The 21826-nt window shown below is 50.9% G+C and carries 18 protein-coding genes; 5 read left to right on the top strand and 13 right to left on the bottom strand.

Going from position 1 to position 21826, the window contains the following annotated elements; all coding sequences use genetic code 11:
• Window positions 1-13 precede the first annotated feature (13 nt).
• Window positions 14-514 (bottom strand): pilin, encoded by a 501-nt coding sequence (locus ACJJIC_RS08285; RefSeq protein WP_445356753.1) that lies wholly within the window; start codon window positions 512-514, stop codon window positions 14-16.
• 359 nt (window positions 515-873) lie between these two features.
• Here ACJJIC_RS08285 and pilB point away from each other — a divergent pair, with 359 nt between their 5' ends.
• The 5 genes from pilB to yacG all read left to right on the top strand — a co-directional run bounded on the left by pilB (window position 874) and on the right by yacG (window position 5830).
• Window positions 874-2589: a type IV-A pilus assembly ATPase PilB gene (gene pilB, locus ACJJIC_RS08280; RefSeq protein ID WP_445356752.1), complete on the top strand. Its 1716-nt coding sequence runs from the start codon at window positions 874-876 to the stop codon at window positions 2587-2589.
• 121 nt (window positions 2590-2710) lie between these two features.
• The gene (locus tag ACJJIC_RS08275) at window positions 2711-3925 is read left to right on the top strand and encodes a type II secretion system F family protein (RefSeq protein ID WP_445356751.1); all 1215 of its coding nucleotides are present in this window, start codon (window positions 2711-2713) and stop codon (window positions 3923-3925) included.
• A gap of 6 nt (window positions 3926-3931) precedes the next feature.
• The gene (locus ACJJIC_RS08270; RefSeq protein ID WP_445356750.1) at window positions 3932-4810 is read left to right on the top strand and encodes a prepilin peptidase; all 879 of its coding nucleotides are present in this window, start codon (window positions 3932-3934) and stop codon (window positions 4808-4810) included.
• A 134-nt stretch (window positions 4811-4944) separates the two neighbouring features.
• Entirely contained in the window at window positions 4945-5541 is a 597-nt protein-coding gene (gene coaE / locus ACJJIC_RS08265) for a dephospho-CoA kinase (RefSeq protein ID WP_444886937.1), read from the top strand.
• Between the two features lie 73 nt (window positions 5542-5614).
• The gene (gene yacG, locus ACJJIC_RS08260; protein ID WP_445356749.1) at window positions 5615-5830 is read left to right on the top strand and encodes a DNA gyrase inhibitor YacG; all 216 of its coding nucleotides are present in this window, start codon (window positions 5615-5617) and stop codon (window positions 5828-5830) included.
• A 65-nt stretch (window positions 5831-5895) separates the two neighbouring features.
• Here the strand turns inward: yacG and mutT are convergent, their stop codons facing one another.
• From mutT to murD, 12 genes are all read right to left on the bottom strand, one after another.
• Window positions 5896-6294, bottom strand: a complete 399-nt coding sequence (gene mutT / locus ACJJIC_RS08255) for an 8-oxo-dGTP diphosphatase MutT (protein WP_445356748.1) — start codon at window positions 6292-6294, stop codon at window positions 5896-5898.
• Between the two features lie 9 nt (window positions 6295-6303).
• Window positions 6304-7506, bottom strand: a complete 1203-nt coding sequence (gene argJ / locus ACJJIC_RS08250; RefSeq protein WP_445356747.1) for a bifunctional glutamate N-acetyltransferase/amino-acid acetyltransferase ArgJ — start codon at window positions 7504-7506, stop codon at window positions 6304-6306.
• Window positions 7507-7723: 217 nt separating this feature from the next.
• On the bottom strand, window positions 7724-10468 hold the full coding sequence (secA, locus tag ACJJIC_RS08245) for a preprotein translocase subunit SecA (RefSeq protein ID WP_444900077.1): 2745 nt from the start codon (window positions 10466-10468) through the stop codon (window positions 7724-7726).
• Between the two features lie 162 nt (window positions 10469-10630).
• Window positions 10631-11566, bottom strand: a complete 936-nt coding sequence (locus tag ACJJIC_RS08240) for a M23 family metallopeptidase (RefSeq protein WP_252082956.1) — start codon at window positions 11564-11566, stop codon at window positions 10631-10633.
• Between the two features lie 201 nt (window positions 11567-11767).
• The gene (gene lpxC, locus ACJJIC_RS08235; protein WP_252082957.1) at window positions 11768-12679 is read right to left on the bottom strand and encodes a UDP-3-O-acyl-N-acetylglucosamine deacetylase; all 912 of its coding nucleotides are present in this window, start codon (window positions 12677-12679) and stop codon (window positions 11768-11770) included.
• Window positions 12680-13105: 426 nt separating this feature from the next.
• Window positions 13106-14365 carry a cell division protein FtsZ gene (ftsZ, locus tag ACJJIC_RS08230; RefSeq protein WP_252082958.1) on the bottom strand — a complete coding sequence of 420 codons (1260 nt, stop codon included), beginning with the start codon at window positions 14363-14365 and terminating at the stop codon, window positions 13106-13108.
• Window positions 14366-14453: 88 nt separating this feature from the next.
• The gene (gene ftsA, locus ACJJIC_RS08225) at window positions 14454-15689 is read right to left on the bottom strand and encodes a cell division protein FtsA (protein WP_444886942.1); all 1236 of its coding nucleotides are present in this window, start codon (window positions 15687-15689) and stop codon (window positions 14454-14456) included.
• Between the two features lie 112 nt (window positions 15690-15801).
• Window positions 15802-16608, bottom strand: coding sequence for a cell division protein FtsQ/DivIB (locus ACJJIC_RS08220; RefSeq protein WP_445356746.1), 807 nt, complete (start codon window positions 16606-16608; stop codon window positions 15802-15804).
• A 6-nt stretch (window positions 16609-16614) separates the two neighbouring features.
• Window positions 16615-18057 (bottom strand): UDP-N-acetylmuramate--L-alanine ligase, encoded by a 1443-nt coding sequence (gene murC / locus ACJJIC_RS08215; protein ID WP_444925227.1) that lies wholly within the window; start codon window positions 18055-18057, stop codon window positions 16615-16617.
• A 55-nt stretch (window positions 18058-18112) separates the two neighbouring features.
• A complete protein-coding gene (murG, locus tag ACJJIC_RS08210) occupies window positions 18113-19210 on the bottom strand; it encodes an undecaprenyldiphospho-muramoylpentapeptide beta-N-acetylglucosaminyltransferase (RefSeq protein ID WP_445356745.1) in 1098 nt (365 codons plus the stop codon).
• On the bottom strand, window positions 19210-20442 hold the full coding sequence (ftsW, locus tag ACJJIC_RS08205; protein ID WP_444886945.1) for a putative lipid II flippase FtsW: 1233 nt from the start codon (window positions 20440-20442) through the stop codon (window positions 19210-19212). Before ftsW ends, murG begins: the two co-directional genes overlap by 1 nt.
• Window positions 20439-21821: a UDP-N-acetylmuramoyl-L-alanine--D-glutamate ligase gene (gene murD / locus ACJJIC_RS08200; protein ID WP_445356744.1), complete on the bottom strand. Its 1383-nt coding sequence runs from the start codon at window positions 21819-21821 to the stop codon at window positions 20439-20441. Before murD ends, ftsW begins: the two co-directional genes overlap by 4 nt.
• Between the last annotated feature and the right edge of the window lie 5 nt (window positions 21822-21826).

Raw genomic sequence — 21826 nt, 5'->3', positions numbered from 1 at the left:
AAACTACACCAAATTAACGACAGCTGGCTGGGAGATATTTTGCTTCAATACCACTTGTACCCGCCGTTGTACACTTCCAAGCACGAACGGGCTTCAAGGATGAGGCAGCAAAGTCATTTGCTACAGATACATTTGCAGCTGTGGCTGCAGCATCGCTATAAGGGGTAAAAATAACATTAACATTATTACCCAGTTGAGAAATATTCTGCGCAGTGACAGTAATTACTCCGGCCGCACTGGTCGAAACACGTGCAACATACTGGCTTATCGCGGCGCCGGAGGAACCATTTTCACCACAACCAAAGCTATCAGCGGCAGTGGGAGCTGCAGCAAAACCGGTCTGAGAGGCTTCTGAGATAGCAGCTTTACACGCAGTTGCGGCCAACACTACTTCAGAAACTTTAGCGCGCGCAGTGTAATCCTGGTAAGCAGGCAACGCTACTGCGGCAAGAATACCGATAATCGCAACCACGATCATCAATTCGATAAGAGTAAAACCCTGTTGCTTTTTCATTGTAACCGTCTCCATACAGACTTATAAAATGTGAGTCCCGTGAGGGATGACATCCCGTGAGGAATTCGCGAAGTAAGATACAAGCATTGTGCCAAGTTTGGCAAATCTTCTAGTTTCTTCAAAATTACAGAATAAACTTACTTAAGCAAGCTAGATAGAGTCATACATTACTGACAATTTACTAACAGGACTGACAAAAAACGTCAGATTCGTATTTCCAGGTGAACAGCCTTTACCCACCCATGACAAGTCGCCCGGCTAATCCACTACACTTCAAGCTCTCTCTGGTATGATCCCAAAAAAATAAACTGCATCCTTACACAAGATCCAGCAATCAAAGATTCAACCGCGCGGTATAAATGATGAGCACGACTTCTCTTAGCGGCCTGGCTAAACGACTAGTTGCAGATCAGGTAATCGATGAGCCTACGGCGTTATCAGCAATAAAAGCGGCACGCAGAGAGCAGCAAACTTTTGCCCAGCATGCAGTTGAGGCAAAACTGATCAAAAGCCGCGAGCTTGCCGACTTCGCCTCGCAGGCTTTTGGTTCCCCACTATTCGAGTTGAGCAGCTACAATTTTGATCTAATCCCGAGAGATATCGTTGCTGAAAAATTGATCAGCAAACATTTTACACTGCCCCTCTATAAACGAGGCAATCGCTTATTTGTTGCCGTGGCAGATCCCACCAATCTAGCAGCCTTGGACGAGATCAACTTCAATACTGGCCTCAATACGGATGCTGTACTTGTAGAGGCCGACAAGCTGGCGAAGGCTATTGAAAGTTACCTTTCAGATAGTGGCGATATGAGTGCCGGACTGGAGGGCATGGATGATGAAGAGTTGGATGGGCTGGAGATCGGGAATGATGACACTGAACGCAATGAGGATAATGAACCGGGAGGTGATGAAGCACCTGTTGTGCGCTTTGTCAACAAAGTACTTCTGGATGCCATTCGCAGCGGCGCCTCAGATATTCACTTCGAGCCCTATGAAAAATCCTATAGGGTACGCTTCCGCACAGATGGTGTGCTTCACGAAATAGCCAAACCTCCAATACAGCTAGCCAGCCGCCTATCTGCACGCCTTAAAGTCATGTCCAAGATGGACATCTCAGAAAAGCGGGTGCCCCAGGATGGCCGCATTAAGATGAAGCTCTCCAAAACCAAAGCGATTGACTTCCGCGTAAATAGCTTGCCAACTCTGTGGGGAGAAAAAATTGTATTGCGGATTTTAGACCCCTCTTCCGCCAAGCTGGGCATTGATGCACTTGGCTATGAGGATGAGCAGAAGAAGATCTATATGGATGCCCTGGCTCAGCCACAGGGCATGATCCTGGTAACTGGCCCCACCGGTTCCGGCAAGACAGTATCCTTATATACCGGCCTGAATATTCTCAATACAGCGGAACGCAATATCTCCACGGCAGAGGACCCTGTTGAAATCAACCTGGAGGGTATTAACCAAGTCAACGTTTCCACCAAGGTTGGACTTAACTTTGCCGAAGCACTGCGTTCTTTCCTTCGCCAAGACCCGGATATAGTAATGGTGGGAGAGATACGGGATCTGGAAACGGCTGAAATCGCGATTAAGGCTGCTCAAACAGGGCACTTAGTACTGTCCACACTGCATACAAATTCAGCTCCCGAGACCTTGACACGCCTGATGAATATGGGGGTTCCCACTTTTAATATCGCCACGTCGGTCAGCGTCATTATTGCCCAGCGTCTGGCCCGTCGTTTATGTAACGAATGTAAAACACCTGCGAGCCTTCCATCTGAAGTACTCAAAGCGGAAGGCTTTGATAGCATTACTATTCCTCAAATCGAATGGGCAATCTATCAACCTGTTGGCTGCGAGCACTGCTCCAAAGGCTACAAGGGTCGCGTAGGTGTGTATGAAGTGGTTCGCATTACCGATGGTATTTCACGAATTATAATGGAGGGCGGTAACTCAATTCAGATTGCCGACAAAGCCCGTGAGGAGGGCTTTAACAATTTAAGAACCTCTGCCTTACGCAAAGTGGTTATGGGAGTGACCAGCCTAGAGGAAGCAAACCGGGTAACCAAAGATTAACGCTCAGCACATTTGTTTACTGCCCCAAGGGAGTGAGCTTCATAATTTTAGGGTTAAAATAGCTTAACAGCGCGAACAGATACTAGACCGTTGCAAGCAGAGACAGATCAGGAAAGCACTTATGGCCAATGCCACAGCAGTCCCATATATCTATAAAGGGGTAGATAGCAAGGGGGCCAAGGTTCAAGGGGAAATCAATGGTACCAGTCCTGCATTGGTAAAAGCCCAGCTGCGTAAACAGGGGATTGTTGCCAACCGTGTACAGAAGAAACCAAAACCTCTATTTGGTGGCGGCAAGAAGAAAGTTAAACCCGCAGATATTGCCCTGTTTACCCGGCAGATGGCCACTATGATGAAAGCCGGTGTGCCCTTAGTTCAGAGCTTTGATATTGTCGCCGATGGCTTGGATAACCAAGGGGTCAGGGAACTTATTTTTAAAGTTAGAGATGATGTTGCTTCGGGCACCGCCTTTGCCGATGCATTGCGTAAACACTCCCTCTACTTCGATGACCTCTTTTGCAATCTAGTAGCTTCTGGAGAACAGTCAGGCGCGCTGGAAACGATGCTAGACAGGATCGCCACTTATAAAGAAAAAACAGAGTCTCTGAAAGCTAAAATTAAAAAAGCGATGACCTACCCTATTGCGGTGATCGTTGTAGCTATAATCGTTACCTCTATTCTACTGATCAAAGTTGTCCCCCAATTTGCTCAAACTTTCTCCAGTTTTGGTGCCGACCTACCTGCCTTCACACGTTTAGTTGTAGGTATGTCAGAATGGATGCAAGAAAATTGGTTCATAGCTTTAATAGTTTCGGTACTTTCAATAGGTGGAACACTGGAGGCCAAAAAGCGTAATAAAAACGTTGCAGAGTTTTTTGACCGGTTGATATTAAAAGTTCCAATTTTAGGGCAAATTACTTACAACTCTATTTCAGCACGCTTCGCCAGGACTCTCTCAACTACCTTCGCCGCAGGTGTTCCCTTGATCGATGCCCTAAAATCTGTCTCCGGAGCTACAGGCAATAGCATCTACCAAGAAGCAACGTTAAAAATTAGAGACTCTGTTGCTACTGGTATCCCTTTGAATTCTGCACTTCGCTCTTCCGGCCTTTACCCCACTATGCTAGTACAAATGACAGCAATCGGTGAGGAATCCGGTGCATTAGACGAGATGCTAGGAAAAGCTGCAGACTATTACGAAGAAGCTGTAGACAATATGGTAGATAACCTCACCACCCTGCTTGAGCCCATGATTATGGCCGTATTAGGTATCCTAGTGGGCGGGCTTATGATTGCCATGTATCTACCTATCTTCCAGCTGGGCCAAGTTGTATAAGAAACAATGTTTGAATACTTTACCTTTGAACCTGCGCTGCTTATTAGCAGCGCTTTTATTTTAGGCCTTATTATAGGCAGCTTCCTGAACGTAGTAATCCTGCGCCTACCAATTATGATGGAGCGGGAATACAAGCGGGATTTTTATAGCTACTTCAATATCAAACCAGATACCAAAGAGCAGGAAGAACTGGAGAATCCCTATAATCTGGTACTACCCAACTCACACTGCCCTAAATGCAAAACCGAGATTAAGCCCTGGCAAAATATTCCTGTCATCAGCTATCTATTTTTGCGTGGCAAATGCGGCTCCTGCGGTACACCGATTTCCAAACGCTACCCTTTGATTGAGTTGGCTACTGGAATTCTCACCGCAGTAGTGGTTTGGCAGCTAGGTTTTACTTGGCAGGCGCTGGCGGGCTGCGTCTTTACTTGGGCTTTAGTCGCACTAACCGGTATCGACTTCGATAAGCAGTTGTTGCCAGATAGCATTACGCTACCACTGCTCTGGGGCGGCTTGTTAATAAACCTTTGGGGTATTTTTGTTCCACTGCAAGATGCCGTTATTGGAGCTATCGCTGGCTATCTTTCTTTGTGGCTGGTGTTTCATATCTTTAAGTTGGTTACCGGCAAGGAAGGTATGGGAGCTGGGGACTTCAAGATACTCGCAGCTATCGGGGCCTGGTTTGGCTGGCAGATGCTGCCTCTGGTAATTCTGCTCTCTGCCGCAGTTGGTGCTATAGCGGGTATTTCCTGGAGCCTGGCGGTTGGACGGGATCGCAGCCTACCGATTGCCTTTGGTCCTTATCTGGCCGGTGCAGGCTGGATTGCTATGCTATGGGGTGAGCAGATTGTTGCTTGGTACCTGAGCTTTTCCGGCCTATAGGTAGCCAGCCATACCAGCTACTTTCAGGACCCGATTAGCCCATCTGAGGCAAGTGAATTACCATTAACCCGGCCACTCATTGGCCGGGTTTCTTGTTTTTAGCTCCAAACTTTTTATTACAGGGAGACAAGCCATTGTTTCGAGTAGGCTTAACTGGAGGTATCGGCAGTGGCAAGTCAGCCGCCGCGGGGTACTTTCGCGAGCTGGGCATTCACGTGGTGGATGCGGACTGGGCCGCAAGGGTAGTGGTACAACCTGGCAGACCTGCGCTGGAGCAGATAGCCCGACACTTTGGCGCAAATGTATTACTAGAAAATGGTGAGCTGGATCGAGCGCAACTGCGTGTCTTAGTGTTTGATCATGATGAAGAGCGGGCCTGGCTGGAAAAGCTATTGCACCCTTTGATACGCGAGGAAATCATTACCTCGCTGGAACAGAGTTCTAGCCCTTACGCGATACTGGAGTCACCGCTATTGATCGAATCCGGCCAGTATCAGCTGGTAGATAGAATCTGCGTGGTGGATTTGCCGGAAAGCTTACAGCTGGAGAGGGCCAGTAGCAGGGATGAAATTCACCCAGAACAAATACGCAAAATTATGGCGGCACAGCTTAACCGACAGGACCGCCTGGCCAAGGCTGATGATGTGCTGGACAATTCTATAGGGTTGACGGAGTTACGCAGCCAGGTACAAGCTTTGCATCAGAAATATTTGCAATTAGCGAAGTCTTAGCACGACTCTACTAATGTAAAATAATAGACCCCGAGACTACCCCAAACATCGAAGAAGCTGTACCAAACCTAATATGCCCAAACCAAAAGAAGCCCCAAGCCTAAACTGCCCCACCTGTAAAAAGCCGATAGAGTGGAGCGATAAGTTTCCCTTTAAACCTTTTTGCAGCGAACGTTGCAAATTAATTGATCTTGGCGAGTGGGCCAGCGAGGGGCACAAGATACCAGGCGAGTCTTTTTATGATGACGTTTTGAGTGATGACCTAGACCCGAGTAAGCAGCGCCATTAAGTCGAGATCTATGATTGCAGCCTATGCATAAGACTCTGCCAAGACTTTACATAGGCGTGCTCGATTTAAACTTCCACAGCCTTGATAGCCTCAATAATCGCCTGGTTGGCATCTGGGAACTGATAATTGTTTAGTTCCTGTACCGCCACCCAGGCGGTCTCCTGCCCCTCACGCCCCTGAGCCTCACCGGAAAATGCCGTTACCTGCCAGGTATCGAGAAATACGGTCTTTTCCGCATACTCATGCTGGATTTCCACCAGGGGCTGTAGCTGATCAACCTCAATTGCCACCTCCTCAAGTAGCTCACGGGTCAGGGCCTGCTGTACGCTTTCCCCGGACTCCACCTTGCCACCAGGAAATTCCCAGCGCCCGCCCATATGCAAGTGATCGGGGCGGCGGGCAATTAAAATTTTGCCATCACTGCGACGGACTACACCAACAGCAACATGAATAACACGGCTCACAGCAACTCCTCAGGTGCGATATTCGGCGTTGATGGTGACATACTCGTGGGAGAAGTCACAGGTCCAGATATGCTCACTGGCGTTGCCACGGCCCAGCTCTATACGAATGGTGAATTCAGGCTGAGAAAACACCTGCTCGCCTAACTCTTCCCGGTAGTCCACCGCGCGACCTCCGGCCTGTACTACCTGCACAGTATCCAGGTAAATATTGACCTTTTCAGTATCCAGACCATGAGTTATTGCATTGCCAACAGCCATCACTAAACGCCCCCAGTTGGGGTCTGAAGCGTAGAGTGCAGTCTTTACCAGAGGGGAATTACCTACTTCGAAAGCGACTTTAAGAGCTTCTTCACTACTCTCCGCACCTTCCACCTGAATCGTGACAAATTTGTTGGCCCCCTCACCATCCCGAACCACATCCTGGGCCAGCTCGATATGCACCTGGGTAATAGCTTCCATCAATGCGCTATAACCTTCATCAGCAGGGGAATGGATAGGCTTGCCTTTTACTCCACTGGCAATGAGTACACAGGCATCATTGGTAGAGGTATCGCCATCTACACTAACGCGATTAAAGGAGGCATTTACGGCCTCCTTCACCATTTGATCCAGTAAAGGCTGGGCGATACTGGCATCGGTGGCGACATAGGCGAGCATGGTCGCCATATTTGGCTGAATCATGCCGGAACCCTTGGCGATTCCCACTACTGTAATTTCTTCACTACCAATTTTTAGGAGGCGCTGGGCTTTTTTCGGACGGGTATCCGTAGTCATAATGGCTTTTGCTGCCCGCTCCCATCCGCTTTCGATTAGCTCTGCAGCAACGCTGGGGATAGCATCCAATAAACGCTGTAAAGGCAGGTGCTCACCAATCACCCCAGTGCTGAATGGCAATACCTGCTCTGCTCGAACATTCATCGCTGCAGCTACTGCTGAACAGCAGGCCCTGGCGTCGCTTAGACCACGTGCGCCTGTAGCCGCATTGGCATTACCCGCATTAACCAACAAGGCGCGGATATTCCCCTGTGCGATATGCTCTTTGGCTACCATTACCGGCGCGGCGCAGAAGCTGTTCTGTGTGAAGGTGGCCGAGACCGATGCACCCTCAGCGACCGCTATTAACAACAGGTCATCACGGGACCAATCTTTGATCTTGGCTGGAACACTGGCAAGGCGAATCCCTTTTACGGGAGGAAGTAATGATTCAGGCATATCTGTTCGACTCTAGCACCGGCTTCGGCTCTAGTTAGTTAAAGCTAGCTGTAGGTAGAAAAGCGCCATTATTAGATCCTACCTCTTTCGAATCAACAATTATCCGCACTTGATGCGGGTAAAAATATAAATTCCGCAGAATATTTTCTTGTCAGGCAAAAAAATACCCCGCATATAGCGGGGTATTTTCTAACTTAAACACTACAGTCTGAAGGCCTTAGCTCTGGGTAGAGGAAGCCAGCTTACCGTGGCACTGCTTGTATTTCTTACCAGAACCGCAGGGGCATGGGTCATTACGGCCAACCTTGGGTCCGCGGCGCTCTGGCACAGGTGCCGCCTGCTGCTGCGGCTGACTTTCAGGAATTGCGGAGGCCTCGGCATGCTGGAGCTCCAGCTGCTGCTTACGCTGCTCTTCCAGGCGGCGCTGCTCCAACTCGTCCATTTGCTCGCGGGTCATAGGTTCCACATGGGCCAGGATACGTACCACCTCGTGCTTGAGGTTTTCCAGCATACTCTGGAAAAGGTGGAAAGACTCGCGTTTGAACTCCTGCTTGGGGTTCTTGTTGGCGTAGGCACGCAAACCAATACCCGCTCGCAGGTGGTCCATGCTAGAGAGGTGCTCCTTCCACAGCTGATCCAGCACTTGCAGCATAATCTGGCGTTCCACCGTCGGCATCAGATTGGCATCGCCAGAAGATTCACTGATGCGCTCCACCTTGGTGGCGTAAGCGGCTTGAGCTTCGGCAACAACCTTCTCGCGCAACGTCTCCTCGTGCAGATTGCGGTCTTCATCCAACCATTTCTGAATAGGCAGCTCAATGCCCAGTTCACCAGCCAACTGTTGTTCCAGTGCCGGGATATCCCACTGCTCCTCAACACTCTGTGGCGGTACAGAAGCGGAGATAATTTCATTCACAACATCTTCGCGAATAGCGTTGATGGTATCGCTGATCTGACCGGCTTCCAGCAGCTCATTGCGCTGGCTGTAAATCACCTGGCGCTGATCATTAGCCACATCATCATATTCCAGCAGCTGCTTGCGAATATCGAAGTTGCGCCCTTCAACGCGACGCTGGGCTTTTTCAATCGCATTGGAGACCATGCGGTGCTCAATAGCCTCGCCGCGCTCCATTCCCAGCATCTGCATAAAGTTCTTCACCCTATCGGAGGCGAAGATACGCATTAGATTATCTTCCAGAGACAAGTAGAAACGGGTTACACCGGGGTCACCCTGACGTCCGGCACGGCCGCGCAGCTGATTGTCGATACGACGCGACTCGTGACGTTCGGTGCCGATAATATGTAAGCCGCCAGCCTCGATCACCTGCTCGTGGCGCTTCTTCCACTGCTCCTTTACCTTGGCCACTTCGGCCTCACTCAAGTCACTACCTTTCTCCTGAGTGAGCGCCTCGGCCTCAGCCTCCCAGTTACCACCCAGCACGATATCAGTACCGCGACCGGCCATATTGGTTGCAATGGTGACAGTACCGGGACGGCCAGCCTGAGCAATTATTTGTGCTTCACGTTCATGGTATTTGGCATTTAGTACCTGATGCTTGATGCCCGCCTTTTGCAACATGCGCGACATCTCTTCAGAAGTCTCGATAGAGGCGGTACCTACGAGGATCGGTGCCTGCTTATCACGGCAGAACTTAATATCCTCGATAATGGCGTCCATTTTTTCTTCTTTGCTCAGGTAGACCAGGTCGTTGAGGTCATCCCGCTGAATATTCTTATTAGTGGGGATTACTACCACATCCAGACCATAAATCTGCTGGAATTCAAACGCTTCAGTGTCTGCGGTACCTGTCATACCAGAGAGCTTTGGATAGAAACGGAATAAATTCTGGAAGGTAGTGGAGGCTAGCGTCTGACTTTCAGACTGGATCTGAACATTCTCCTTGGCTTCCAGCGCCTGATGCAAACCCTCGGAGAGACGACGGCCCGGCATAGTACGGCCGGTGTGCTCATCGATCAGGACAACCTGACCGTTTTGCACGATATAGTCCACGTCCCGGTTAAACAGTACCTGGGCACGCAATGCGGCATGCACATGGTGCAGCAGGCCCAGGTTACCAGGGGCGTAGAGAGATTGATCTTCTTTCATCAAGCCGCTGCGAGACAGCAGCTCTTCCACCAACTGATGCCCCTGCTCGGTCAGCTCTACCTGGCGGGTCTTCTCATCTACGGTGTAGTGTCCCTCACCACCTTCTTCGGCACGCTCCAGCTGTGGAATCAGCTTATTCATGGCCAAGTAAAGGTGAGAGGAATCTTCCGCCGCACCAGAAATAATCAACGGGGTACGTGCCTCATCGATAAGGATTGAGTCCACCTCATCCACGATGGCAAAGTTTTGTGGGCGCTGGGTACGATCTTCCTTGCGTAACACCATATTGTCACGCAGATAATCGAAGCCAAATTCGTTGTTGGTGCCGTAAGTAATATCGGCCTGATAGGCGGCCTTTTTCTCGTCCGGGTGCTGCTGGGAGACAATCACTCCAACAGTCAGACCGAGAAATTCATAGACTGGGCGCATCCAATTGGCGTCGCGGGATGCCAAGTAGTCGTTGACCGTAACAATATGTACGCCCTTGCCTTCGAGCGCGTTCAAATAAGCCGGTAAGGTCGCTACCAGAGTCTTACCTTCACCGGTACGCATTTCCGCGATACGACCTTCATGTAGCGTCATACCGCCGATTAGCTGTACATCGAAGTGACGCATGCCCATTGTGCGCCGACCCGCTTCACGCACTGCAGCGAAAGCTTCCGGCAGCAGCTGGTCTAGAGTTTCCCCATCTGCAATACGCTTTTTAAACTCTTCTGTTTTGGCACGAAGAGCTGCATCATCCAGCTTCTGGAAATCCTCTTCCAGCGCGTTGACTTTTTCCACGACGCGTCGCATGCGCTTCAGCTCGCGGTCATTTTTTGTACCAAAGACCGATTTAATCAGTTTGCCAATCATTATCTAGAAACCACTTATCTTATGTGCGCTATCGGCGCTAATGCTGGGCAGATATTGCACCGATACTCCTTTATGCGAGGGGTGCAAGTAAACAGGAAGGCGTAAGCGCTGGCAACTCTTATGCCAAGCTGCCAGCAATTACGCGTAAAGGAAGGATAGTTGTTATCTGCCTGTACGGCGGATATAGCTGGCCGGGTCGACCGTGCGATTGTTCTTAAAGATCTCAAAGTGTACATGGGGACCAGTGGAGCGCCCACTGGACCCCATTTGGGCAATCACCTGCCCTTTCTTAACTACATCACCGAGCCCAACATTGAGTTCACTGTTATGGCCGTAGCGGGTGGAATAACCATTACCATGATTGATTTCCACCATATGTCCGTAGCCGTGACGCTCATCAGCCCAGGTAACAACACCGGCGGCTACAGATACTACGTCTGACCCCATCTTACCGGCAAAGTCCACACCTTTATGCCAAGTGCGGCGCCCTGTGAAAGGGTCGGTGCGATAACCATAGCGCGAGGACATCCAGCCTTTGGTGATCGGGCGCCCGGCAATAAATTGCTCATCCTCAAGCTGCAGGTTTGCCATCAGGGACTCGAGCGTATTGAGCTGCATTTGGCGATCATCTACTTTGTGAGACAAGTCACCAATCACTTCAAGAAACTCGGGGGGTTGATAGGGTAAATCTGAAGCTCCGGCGATGCCGGGATCTTCCGGACCACCCACTGCAGGCACAGCGCTAAATTCAAACTCGCCCTGATCGAGATTGGCCGCTGCGGTTAGGCGCTCACCCACAGCATCCAATCGGGTAAGGCGCGCCTGCAATTCAGCCAGTTTTACCGTGAGCGCAGCAAGTTGCTCGTGAGCCTCGCGATCGGCCTCCTCAATTTCCTGCTGCTGCTTACGTAAAGCGCGCTCCCAAGCCTTGGCTGTACGCGCATCAAATAAATCAGTTTTGGTCACGGGAAGATTGGCACCCAGGAAGAAGGCACCAACCGGGAGGCCCAAGAGGCACAAGCTCAATAGCGCCTTGCTCAGCCCACCAAAGTTGAAGCTGCGGGTTGCACCGCGCTCATTGACCAGAATTACTTTCATAACAAGCAGGAGAAGTCCGATATCTTGTAATTTTGCTGTCTCTGTAAGTGAGACGAGGCTCCAGTGCAATACCTCACACTAAAAGACCGGTCATCCAAATACCCAAAGGGAAACAAGATTACCAGAATTACCCCAACCCTCTCTGGCGAATCTGTCACGTAAAAAAGCCGGCAATATAATGCCGGCTTTTTTATTAAGAGTTTAAACTGCCAGTATTGGCTTAACGTAGGAGATTGGAGCTTCTTGCTCTCCCTCGAATGTCACCATCTCCCATGCGTCCTTTTGAGTCATCAAATGACGCAGAGACTTATTGTTCAAGGAGTGGCCGGATTTAAAGGCTTTGAACTCACCGATCAGACTGGTACCCAGAAGATAAAGGTCGCCAATGGCATCGAGAATTTTATGTTTCACAAATTCGTCTTCGTAACGCAATCCACCTTCATTCAGAATCCGATACTGGTCAATCACGATGGCGTTATCCACAGAACCACCCTGAACCAAACCCTTAGAGCGCAGGTACTCAATTTCGTGCATAAATCCGAATGTACGCGCACGACTCACCTCTTTCACAAAAGAAGTACTGGAGAAGTCTACGGAAGAGGTTAGGTTACGCCCCTGGAATACCGGGTGGTCAAAGTCGATGGTAAAGGAGACCTTGAAACCATTGAAAGGCAGGAAGCTGGCTACTTTATCGCCCTCTTCCACGGTAATCGGCTTCTTAATACGCAGGAATTTCTTCGGCGCAGATTGCTCCTGAATACCAGCGGACTGGATCAGGAACACAAAAGGACCGGCACTGCCGTCCATAATTGGTACTTCCTGGGCGGACAGTTCGACAATCGCATTGTCGATACCCAGGCCCGCCATCGCCGAGAGCAAATGCTCCACGGTAGCGATGCGAACATCGCCCTTGACCAGGGTAGTGGAAAGTAGCGTATCGCCCACATTCTCTGCGCGGGCTTCAATTTCGACCACCGGGTCCAAGTCCGTTCGACGGAACACGATGCCGGTGTCTACGGGAGCCGGCTTCAAGGTCAGGATGACCTTTTTGCCAGTGTGCAGACCTACGCCAGTGGCGCGAATAGCATTTTTAAGCGTGCGCTGTTTGATCATGAAACTATCTTTTCCCAGTCGGTGGTCTACGCAAAACGCGCAGCAAGCCGCCGATATTAGCACAATTGCGACGCCAATACCAATTGTGGGCGTGTGGTCAACTTAACACACCGCCACCGTCCTTCTAAGGATAGTTTAAATAAAGATTGGAGCGCCACATCTCAGTCGCTGAGACAGCATTTTAAGACCATGAGCGCCGGGATCACTGTAAAAAATTGTTAATTAAACTCTTACTTGCCTATTTCCTTACCCCGCATAGCAGAGTAACTCTGATATCAGGTCTTATGGAACTGGGCAAACTTCTGATTTAGCAATACCAAAAGTGATATCAAATACAAAATTCTGCGATAAGCCGCCCCGCAGAGGCGACACCCAACAATAAGCTGGGTGGACATGAGCGGTGTACTGCCTCTGCGGCGGCTACTCTCAGTCTGCCTGGCGGCGCAGGAAGGCCGGAATATCCAAATATTCCATATCGGCATCAGCAGAACTGAGCGACGGAGCGGGGCGCTTGGGACGCTCTACATCCACCCTAGGACGGGTGTCGGCCGCGCTCTCACGAGAGACTAGCCCTGCGGCACCGTGGCTTTCACGCATATCGCGCATATCCCGGCTCTCACGCATGTCTCGAGTCTCGCGAACATCGCGGGATTCACGCACTTCTGGACGACGTGTGTTATCTACCACTTTAGCTGGGCGAGCCGCAGGAGTTCCCTCACCCAGGCCAGCGGCTACAACAGTCACCCGCATTTCATCACCCAGCTTATCATCCACTGCTGTACCAATAACCACTGTGGCCTCATCAGAGGCGATCTCTTGCACGATCTCACCCACTTCGGAGTATTCACCCAGGGTCAACTCCTGACAGCCAGCTTCTTCACTGCCGGTAATGATGTTGACCAAAATACCGCGTGCACCAGCAAGGTTAACGTTATCCAACAGCGGACTGCGTACAGCCTTTTCCGCCGCTTCACGAGCGCGATTCTCGCCAATGGCAGAGCCGGAGCCCATCATCGCCATACCCATTTCAGACATCACCGTGCGTACATCGGCGAAGTCCACATTCATAATGCCGGGGCGAATCATCAGATCGGCAATACCCTGCACCGCTCCGAGTAACACGTTGTCAGCCTCTTTATAGGCAGACTTCATGGTGATTTTGCTACCCAATACTTCCAGCAGGCGATCGTTAGGGATAGTAATCAGGGAGTCCACTTTGTCGCGCAGTTCGAGAATACCCTCTTCGGCTACGACAGTGCGCTTGCGGCCTTCAATTTTGAACGGGCGAGTAACAACAGCCACGGTGAGAATGCCGAGCTCTTTGGCAATCTCGGCTACAATCGGCGCTCCACCGGTACCAGTGCCGCCCCCCATGCCAGCGGTAATAAACACCATATCAGCACCACCCAAGACTTCAGCGATGCGATCGCGGTCTTCCAGAGCGGACTGACGACCGATATCGGGATTGGCCCCAGCACCTAGTCCACGGGTAATCGTATTACCAAGCTGTAGGATAGTTTGCGCTTCAATATCTTTCAGCGCCTGAGCGTCAGTGTTCGCGCAGATAAAGTCTACGCCCTCCACGTCGCTGGCAATCATATGCTTAACGGCATTGCCACCGCCGCCGCCGACTCCTATTACCTTGATGACAGGTTTATCCTGTACGCTATCAACTAGCTCGAACATCGCTGTTCCCCTTTCTTGCTCATGTCGAATTTTACAGCCACGCCTAAAAAAAATCCCTTATGGGACGGCTAATTCTGGTTGCATGCTATTACAAATTTCCACGAAACCAGTGCTTTACTTTGTCCCACCACTGATTATCGTTACGCACGGGCTGAGTTTTTCCCTCTGCAGCCTCTTCCTGCTGCATTGCGTACATCAATAATCCAACTCCGGTGGAGTAAATTGGATTGCTCACGATATCGCTCAATCCAGAAATTCCTTGAGGCACTGCGAGACGCACCGGCATATGGAAAATTTCCTCAGCCAGCTCTACCGCACCCTCCATTTTTGAAGAGCCTCCTGTTAAAACCACTCCTGCTGCGCACAGATCTTCAAATCCACTGCGGCGCAACTCCGCCTGCACCAGAGTAAACAGCTCGTCATAGCGCGGCTCTACTACTTCAGCCAGGGCCTGACGGGACAAATCCCGGGGCTCCCGATCTCCGACACTCGGTACTTTTATGGTTTCACCTTCCCGCGCAAGTTTTGCCAGAGCACAGGCATATTTTATTTTTAAATCTTCGGCGTGCGGTGTCGGGGTACGCAATGCCATCGCAATATCGTTAGTCACCTGATCCCCAGCGATGGGAATCACTCCAGTATGGCGAATTGAGCCACCGGTAAATACAGCAATATCGGTGGTGCCTCCACCGATATCCACCATACATACCCCGAGCTCTTTCTCATCTTCAGTCAGTACCGCGTAACTGGAAGCCAGCTGTTCAAGAATGACATCCTCCACTTCAAGACCACAGCGGCGGATACACTTCTCAATATTTTGTGCCGCATTGACGGCACCACTGACTAAATGCACCTTTGCTTCGAGGCGCACACCAGACATCCCCAGAGGCTCTTTTACCCCCTCCTGGTTGTCGATCAGGTATTCTTGCGGCAGCGTATGTAAAATTTTCTGATCCGCGGGTATAGCAACTGCACGAGCTGCATCAATTACCCGATCCAAATCCTGTTGGGTTACTTCACGATCTTTAATAGCCACAATGCCGTGAGAATTGAGACTGCGAATATGGCTGCCCGCGATACCGGCATACACAGAGTGAATTTCACACCCCGCCATGAGTTCTGCTTCCTCCACCGCACGCTGAATAGATTGCACGGTGGATTCAATGTTTACCACCACACCTTTTTTCATCCCGGTGGAGCGATGGGAGCCAATACCAACAATATTGAGCTCCCCGTTAGCAGATACCTCACCAACGATGGCAACCACCTTGGAGGTGCCGATATCCAGCCCAACAATCATGCGCTGATCGGATACTTGTGTCATTTTTGTGCCAACCTCGCTAGGCCATACCCCGGCTTTCCTTTCATTATCAACCGGATCAGCGCCTTCGCTTTTAAACTTTATCTTTCCACAGCGGCTACTGCCGCGTCCCTGTTTACTCTTGCTCGTTCTTCCACTGAACCGCTACCGCGTTACCGTAACGAGTATCTACCTCGGCTACTTTTTGCAAATAAGGAGCAAGTAGCCCGCGACTCAAAGTGAGAAAGCGGTTAACACGCTCCAACAGTGCCTCATGACCGAGTTTTAATTCAATTCCCGACATCAACTCCAGATGCCAGCCACCAAGGTCATCAAATGACAAGCGCTTTACTTCCATATCCCGCGTAGTCAAAAGCCCAGCAAGCGCTTGGTATTGGGACATAATTTGCCCAACCAACTCTTCATCCCCGGCGAGCTCGGGTAGTGTACCCACCTGCATTTGTTTCGGCCGTGGCAGCAGTGCACCACTGGTAACCAACAAACGATCACGGCCCCAGATGGCAAGTGGCTGCGCCTCGCTGACTTCAACAACAACGCCTTTGGGCCAGCGGCGACTTATGGAAACCTTGGTAATCCACGGTTTCTCCAGCAATGCTGCGCGCATCGCGCGGATATCAACAGAAAAAAAACCCGCTTGCAAATACGGCAGTAAAGTTTCTTTAATCTGCTCTTCAGTTACAGCATTAAAGGTTCCGCGAACCTCAACCTGCTCCAGTGCATCAACTCGACTGAGCTGAATCGCCGGTAGGTGCTGCCACAACCAGTAGCCCCCACTAAGCAACCCACCAAGCAAGAACATAAAGACACTGGTAAATAACCAGGGGCGCCAGTGGAATCCCCGCTTCTCTCTCTCTATGAGAGGGCTGGCACCACGAACCGAGGCCCGGGGAGTCCCTGTATTTTTTTTTTGTGCAGACCTCACTACCACTCAAGCCTCGAGATCTTTCTCACCCAGGCGCCATTCCGCCAACCTCTGTGAAAGAGCCCCAACATTACCCGCGCCCTGAGTCAGAACCACATCGCCGGGTTCCAGTAGATCAGCCAGGATCGGGGGAACCTGATCAACGGTTTCGACAAAAATGGGATCGACCTGGCCTCGATTGCGCAGGCTACGAGCCAAAGTCCGCCCATCCGCGCCGGCTATCGGTGCCTCCCCAGCACTGTAAACATCCAGCAAAATTAATTTGTCCACCTCGGACAGCACCTGAACAAAATCCTCAAACAGATCTCGGGTTCGGGTATAGCGATGCGGTTGGTAAACCATCACTAAGCGCCGATCGGACCAGCCGTCGCGTACAGTCCTGATAGTTGCTGCCACTTCCCTTGGGTGGTGGCCATAATCGTCCACCAGCATCACTTTTTCTGCGTTACTGTCGTCACTAATAGAGAAATCTCCATAAATTTGGAAGCGACGACCGACTCCTTGGAAACCTTGTAATCCCTTTTTAATAGCTTCATCACCGATACCCTCATCGGTAGCGACAGCAATTGCCGCAGTAGCATTCAATACATTATGAATACCAGGAGTATTTACCGAGACCTCAAGCAGATCACCCGCCGGGCGCTGCACTTTAAAATGGCTTCGCAACGGCTCCTGTTTAACCTCGACAATGCGGAAATCATTGCCCTCAGCAAACCCATAAGTCAGCACCGGCCGGGAAAACTTGGGAATTACTTCCTGCACATTGGCATCATCGCCACAGACCACAGCAAGACCATAAAAAGGCAGGTTATGGACAAAATCAATAAAGATCTGTTTGACCTTTTCAAAGTCCCCACCATAGGTTTCCATATGGTCCGCATCAATATTCGTGATCACCGTCACCATCGGTTGCAGGTGAATAAAAGATGCATCACTTTCATCTGCCTCGGCGATTAGATAACGACTTTCGCCCAATGCCGCATTGGCACCTGCCGAATTGACCAAACCGCCAATCACAAACGTCGGATCTTTTTTATCCGCAGCAAAAATCGAGGCTATCAGGCTGGTAGTTGTAGTCTTTCCGTGTGTACCCGCCACGGCAATACCATAGCGATAACGCATCAGTTCCCCGAGCATTTCCGCACGGCGCACCACCGGAATTCGGTTTTCGTGGGCGGCGACCAACTCTGGATTGTCGTCATGCACGGCCGAAGAGTTAACAACCACATCGACACCACGGATATTTTCCGAACTGTGTCCAATTTCAACCCTAACACCGAGCTTTTGCAGACGGTCTGTTACAGCTGATTCGCGCAAATCGGAACCAGAAACCTCGTAACCCTGATTCTGTAGCACTTCAGCAATGCCGCTCATGCCTGCACCACCCACTCCGATAAAGTGGATGCGACGAATGCGGCGCATCGTCGGTACAGCATAACTTTTTTCCATATTGGCACGCTCAGAAGCCATACTTTCTAACCTTGATCCACTCATTTTTTATTTGCTATCTGACAAGAGCCAGCTGTTCAGCGCAGGCACCTACTACCTGCTCGGTTGCATCAATTTTTGCCACACTGCGCGCAGCTTTCGCCATCGCAAGCAACGCTTGAGGGTCCGAGAGAAGCTTCTGCAATAATTCTGACAGACTCTGTGCATCCATGGCGCTCTGCTGAATTACCACAGCACCACCGGCATTCTGTAACCACTCGCCATTGCGTGTCTGATGATCATCAATCGCAAAGGGAAAAGGCACCATAATTGCGCCCACACCAGCGACAGCGATTTCCGACACAGTCAGCGCCCCGGAGCGACAAATGATCAAATCTGCAACGCTATAGGCATCGGCCATATTCGCAATAAAAGGTACAACCTCTGCCTCTACTCCCTCAGCTTTATAAGCCTCTTGGGCCAACGCTGTATGACGTTCACCCGCCTGATGAACCACTTTCGGCCGTAGGGATAACGGCAAAAGAGCCACAGCTTTTGGCACCAGCTCATTAATTGCCACAGCGCCGAGACTGCCACCGAGCACCAGCAGGCGCAGTGGTGCCTCATTTCCGATACGCTGTTGCGGCTCAGGCAAACTCGCAATCTCAGTGCGCACCGGATTGCCGACCTGCTTAGCACCAGGCAAACCACTGGGGAAAGCCTCCAATACCCTACTCGCGATTCGAGCAAGTAGGCGGTTAGTGGTACCGGCAACCGCATTCTGCTCGTGAATAATCAGCGGAATTCCACTGAGTCGTGCTGCTACACCACCGGGACCGGTGGCAAAGCCACCGAACCCGAGCACCGCATCTGGTGCTACCGCCCTTACCACGGCACGGGCCTGGACCACCGCGCGAAAAATCTGCAGAGGTGCCTTGAACAAGGCCAATTTGCCTTTGCCACGCACGCCCTCCACACGAATACAGTGCAGTGGAATATTCGCCTCGGGAATTAAACGCGCTTCGATACCGCGCTGTGTACCCAGCCACTCAACACTGGCACCGCGCTCCTGCAAGGCTTTTGCCACTGCCAGTGCTGGAAATACATGGCCACCGGTACCTCCGGCCATCAGTAAAAACTTCTTATTGGCGAAAATTTTTTCTTCATGGGACATCAGACTACCTCCCCACTACCAACGCCAGCACTGGTGCGGCGCCGGGCAAAAATTGGCAACTTCCCAAACAAACCAGGACTTTCCTCACTATCCCCGGCTTGCCCAAATTGCCCTCGCAATTCAGTGCGAATCCTCAAAGCCAACCCCAATAGGGCACAGCAAATAATCAAACTACTACCACCGGAACTGACAAACGGCAGGGTTAGCCCCTTAGTCGGTAACAACCCTGAAGCCACTCCCATATTCACAAAAGCCTGGCCAGCAATCTGTATTGCCATGCCAAATGCCAGTAAAGCCGCAAAAAATTTTTGTTGTGCCAGGGCTTCACGGACCAAACGCAATAGCGAACAGGTCAGGAGCACAAAAAGCCCAACAACAACCAAGCCGCCAAACATTCCCCACTCCTCGGCGAGGATGGCAAAAATAAAGTCGGTATGGGCCTCGGGCAGATAAAACAGTTTTTGCACGCTATTACCCAGCCCCACACCAAACCATTCACCACGACCAAAAGCGATAAGCGATTGGGTCAACTGATAGCCACTGGCAAACTGGTCTCCCCAGGGGTCTAGAAACGTTAGCAGGCGCTGCAAACGATAGGGGCTCATCAGAGCCATCAAGGCCAAACCGCAAGCCGCTGCCGCCACGAGTAAAAACGTGTGGGGTAAGCGTGCACCACCCAAAAACACCATCGCCAGCACTGTGCCGGAAAGTACTACCACAGAGCCGAAGTCCGGTTGCAATAACAGTAAAAAAGCAACCATCGTGAGAATAACCACCGGTACCATAAAGCTGCTCCAGTGGTGTAATTGCTTGCTGCGCCGGGTTAGAAAACTGGCAAAAAATACCAGCATGCAAAACTTCGCCACTTCTGCAGGTTGGATAGTAATTCCCGCAAACACCAACCAGCGTCGACTACCATTTACCTCTCGACCAATACCTGGCACCAATACCACGATTAAAAGCAGACAGGAAAACAGTAACAGTGGCCAAGATAGGCGCGACCAAATAGCCAATGGGATCTGGCTTACCAATAACGCCGCAATTGCCCCAATTAACAAGAATACCAAGTGACGCTTCAGGAAATACCAAGGGTCTGCATAAATATCTGTAGCAAAAGCGATCGACGCTGAAGCCACCATCACAACGCCGATGCTCACCAGCGCCAAAACGCTAAAAGGTAAAAGAGCATCGAGAAAATCACGCCTGGTATTTAGGGAGAGCAATTCACTCATTGCCCCTCCTGTGAGCACTCACACAGCGCCGCTACAATATTGCGAAAGTCTTCACCACGCGCTTCAAAATTGCGATACATATCAAAGCTGGCACACGCCGGGGAGAGCAACACGTAGTCTCCGCTATGCGCCAAAGTTCGGGCCTTACTCACAGCATCCGCCATAGAATCAGCGCTGAGTGTGCTGCACTGACCGGCAAACACGCTGGCAATTTTGTCGCCATCAACACCGATTGAAACCACTGCACGCAAGGCGCCTGCGCTTTTCTTCAATTCGGAAAAGTCTGCACCTTTACCATCTCCACCTGCGATTAAAACTATTTTACGGGTTGAGGTCGCCAATCCATCCAGCGCGGCCTGAGTTGCACCTACATTAGTGCCCTTAGAGTCGTTGACATAAGTTACGCCATGTAAATCCGCCACGCGCTCACAGCGATGTGCCAAGCCAGGAAAACTACGCAGAACCGACAGCATTGCCGCCATGGGCAATCCCACTACAGTACCCATGGCCAATGCAGCCAGAGCATTGGCAATATTATGCTTGCCCACCATCGCCAGCTCATCGACCGGCAATAACTTCTCACTTCCTTGAGCCAACCACTCACGCTCCCCAGATAAGCACACACCAAACTGTTTTAAGTCCGGTCGATCAAGGCCGAAAGTCCACTCACGCCGCTCGCGCGACAGAGGTCCCTGGCTCAGGGGGTCTTCGCGATTAACCACAAATACTTCTGCACCGCGATAAATCCGTTGCTTCGCCCGGTGATACTCCAACATACTGGGATAGCGGTCCATATGGTCCGCACTCATATTCAAAACAGTCGCTACTGTTGGAGTGAGGGAATAAGTTGTCTCCAATTGGAAACTGGAAAGCTCCAGTACAAACAACTCCGGTAAGGGGTCATCCAATAAATCGAGCACCGGTACGCCAATATTGCCACCCACCCGCACAGAAATATTGGCGGCTTTAGCCATTCTGCCAATTAGTGTCGTGACCGTGCTTTTGCCGTTAGAACCAGTAATCGCGGCCAACTTCGCTTTGGACTGCTTGCGCAGTAAAGCCTGGGCAAATAATTCAATATCACCAACAACCGGAATACCCTCGGCAACGGCCTTTTGCAAAACCGGCTCCGCTAAGGGCACACCAGGGCTGACAATAATTAAACTGGCCGCAAGTAAAGTGTCTGCACGTAGTGGGCCGGTTTCCACCGCGACCTGGGGAAATTCCCCTTGAAAAGCCGCAAGCCCTGGAGGGTTATCACGGCTATCCACCACCACCGGGGTATGACCATGACGCAGCAGATAGCGCACCACCGATTGCCCGGTAGCGCCCAGTCCAATTACCACTTTATGCTGCGAAGAAGTCGCGATCAGGCTCATTGTAT

Source organism: Microbulbifer mixtoriginis (SeqCode), from assembly GCF_052468275.1.
This window is presented reverse-complemented; position numbering and strand designations above follow the sequence as displayed.

Excerpts from the sequence above, each read along its gene's own strand:
- ACJJIC_RS08285 (WP_445356753.1), bottom strand. The coding sequence starts at position 514 with ATGAAAAAGCAACAGGGTTTTACTCTTATCGAATTGATGATCGTGGTT.
- pilB (WP_445356752.1), top strand. The coding sequence starts at position 874 with ATGATGAGCACGACTTCTCTTAGCGGCCTGGCTAAACGACTAGTTGCA.
- ACJJIC_RS08275 (WP_445356751.1), top strand. The coding sequence starts at position 2,711 with ATGGCCAATGCCACAGCAGTCCCATATATCTATAAAGGGGTAGATAGC.
- ACJJIC_RS08270 (WP_445356750.1), top strand. The coding sequence starts at position 3,932 with ATGTTTGAATACTTTACCTTTGAACCTGCGCTGCTTATTAGCAGCGCT.
- yacG (WP_445356749.1), top strand. The coding sequence starts at position 5,615 with ATGCCCAAACCAAAAGAAGCCCCAAGCCTAAACTGCCCCACCTGTAAA.
- argJ (WP_445356747.1), bottom strand. The coding sequence starts at position 7,506 with ATGCCTGAATCATTACTTCCTCCCGTAAAAGGGATTCGCCTTGCCAGT.
- secA (WP_444900077.1), bottom strand. The coding sequence starts at position 10,468 with ATGATTGGCAAACTGATTAAATCGGTCTTTGGTACAAAAAATGACCGC.
- ACJJIC_RS08240 (WP_252082956.1), bottom strand. The coding sequence starts at position 11,566 with ATGAAAGTAATTCTGGTCAATGAGCGCGGTGCAACCCGCAGCTTCAAC.
- lpxC (WP_252082957.1), bottom strand. The coding sequence starts at position 12,679 with ATGATCAAACAGCGCACGCTTAAAAATGCTATTCGCGCCACTGGCGTA.
- ftsZ (WP_252082958.1), bottom strand. The coding sequence starts at position 14,365 with ATGTTCGAGCTAGTTGATAGCGTACAGGATAAACCTGTCATCAAGGTA.
- ftsA (WP_444886942.1), bottom strand. The coding sequence starts at position 15,689 with ATGACACAAGTATCCGATCAGCGCATGATTGTTGGGCTGGATATCGGC.
- murC (WP_444925227.1), bottom strand. The coding sequence starts at position 18,057 with ATGGAAAAAAGTTATGCTGTACCGACGATGCGCCGCATTCGTCGCATC.
- murG (WP_445356745.1), bottom strand. The coding sequence starts at position 19,210 with ATGTCCCATGAAGAAAAAATTTTCGCCAATAAGAAGTTTTTACTGATG.
- ftsW (WP_444886945.1), bottom strand. The coding sequence starts at position 20,442 with ATGAGTGAATTGCTCTCCCTAAATACCAGGCGTGATTTTCTCGATGCT.
- murD (WP_445356744.1), bottom strand. The coding sequence starts at position 21,821 with ATGAGCCTGATCGCGACTTCTTCGCAGCATAAAGTGGTAATTGGACTG.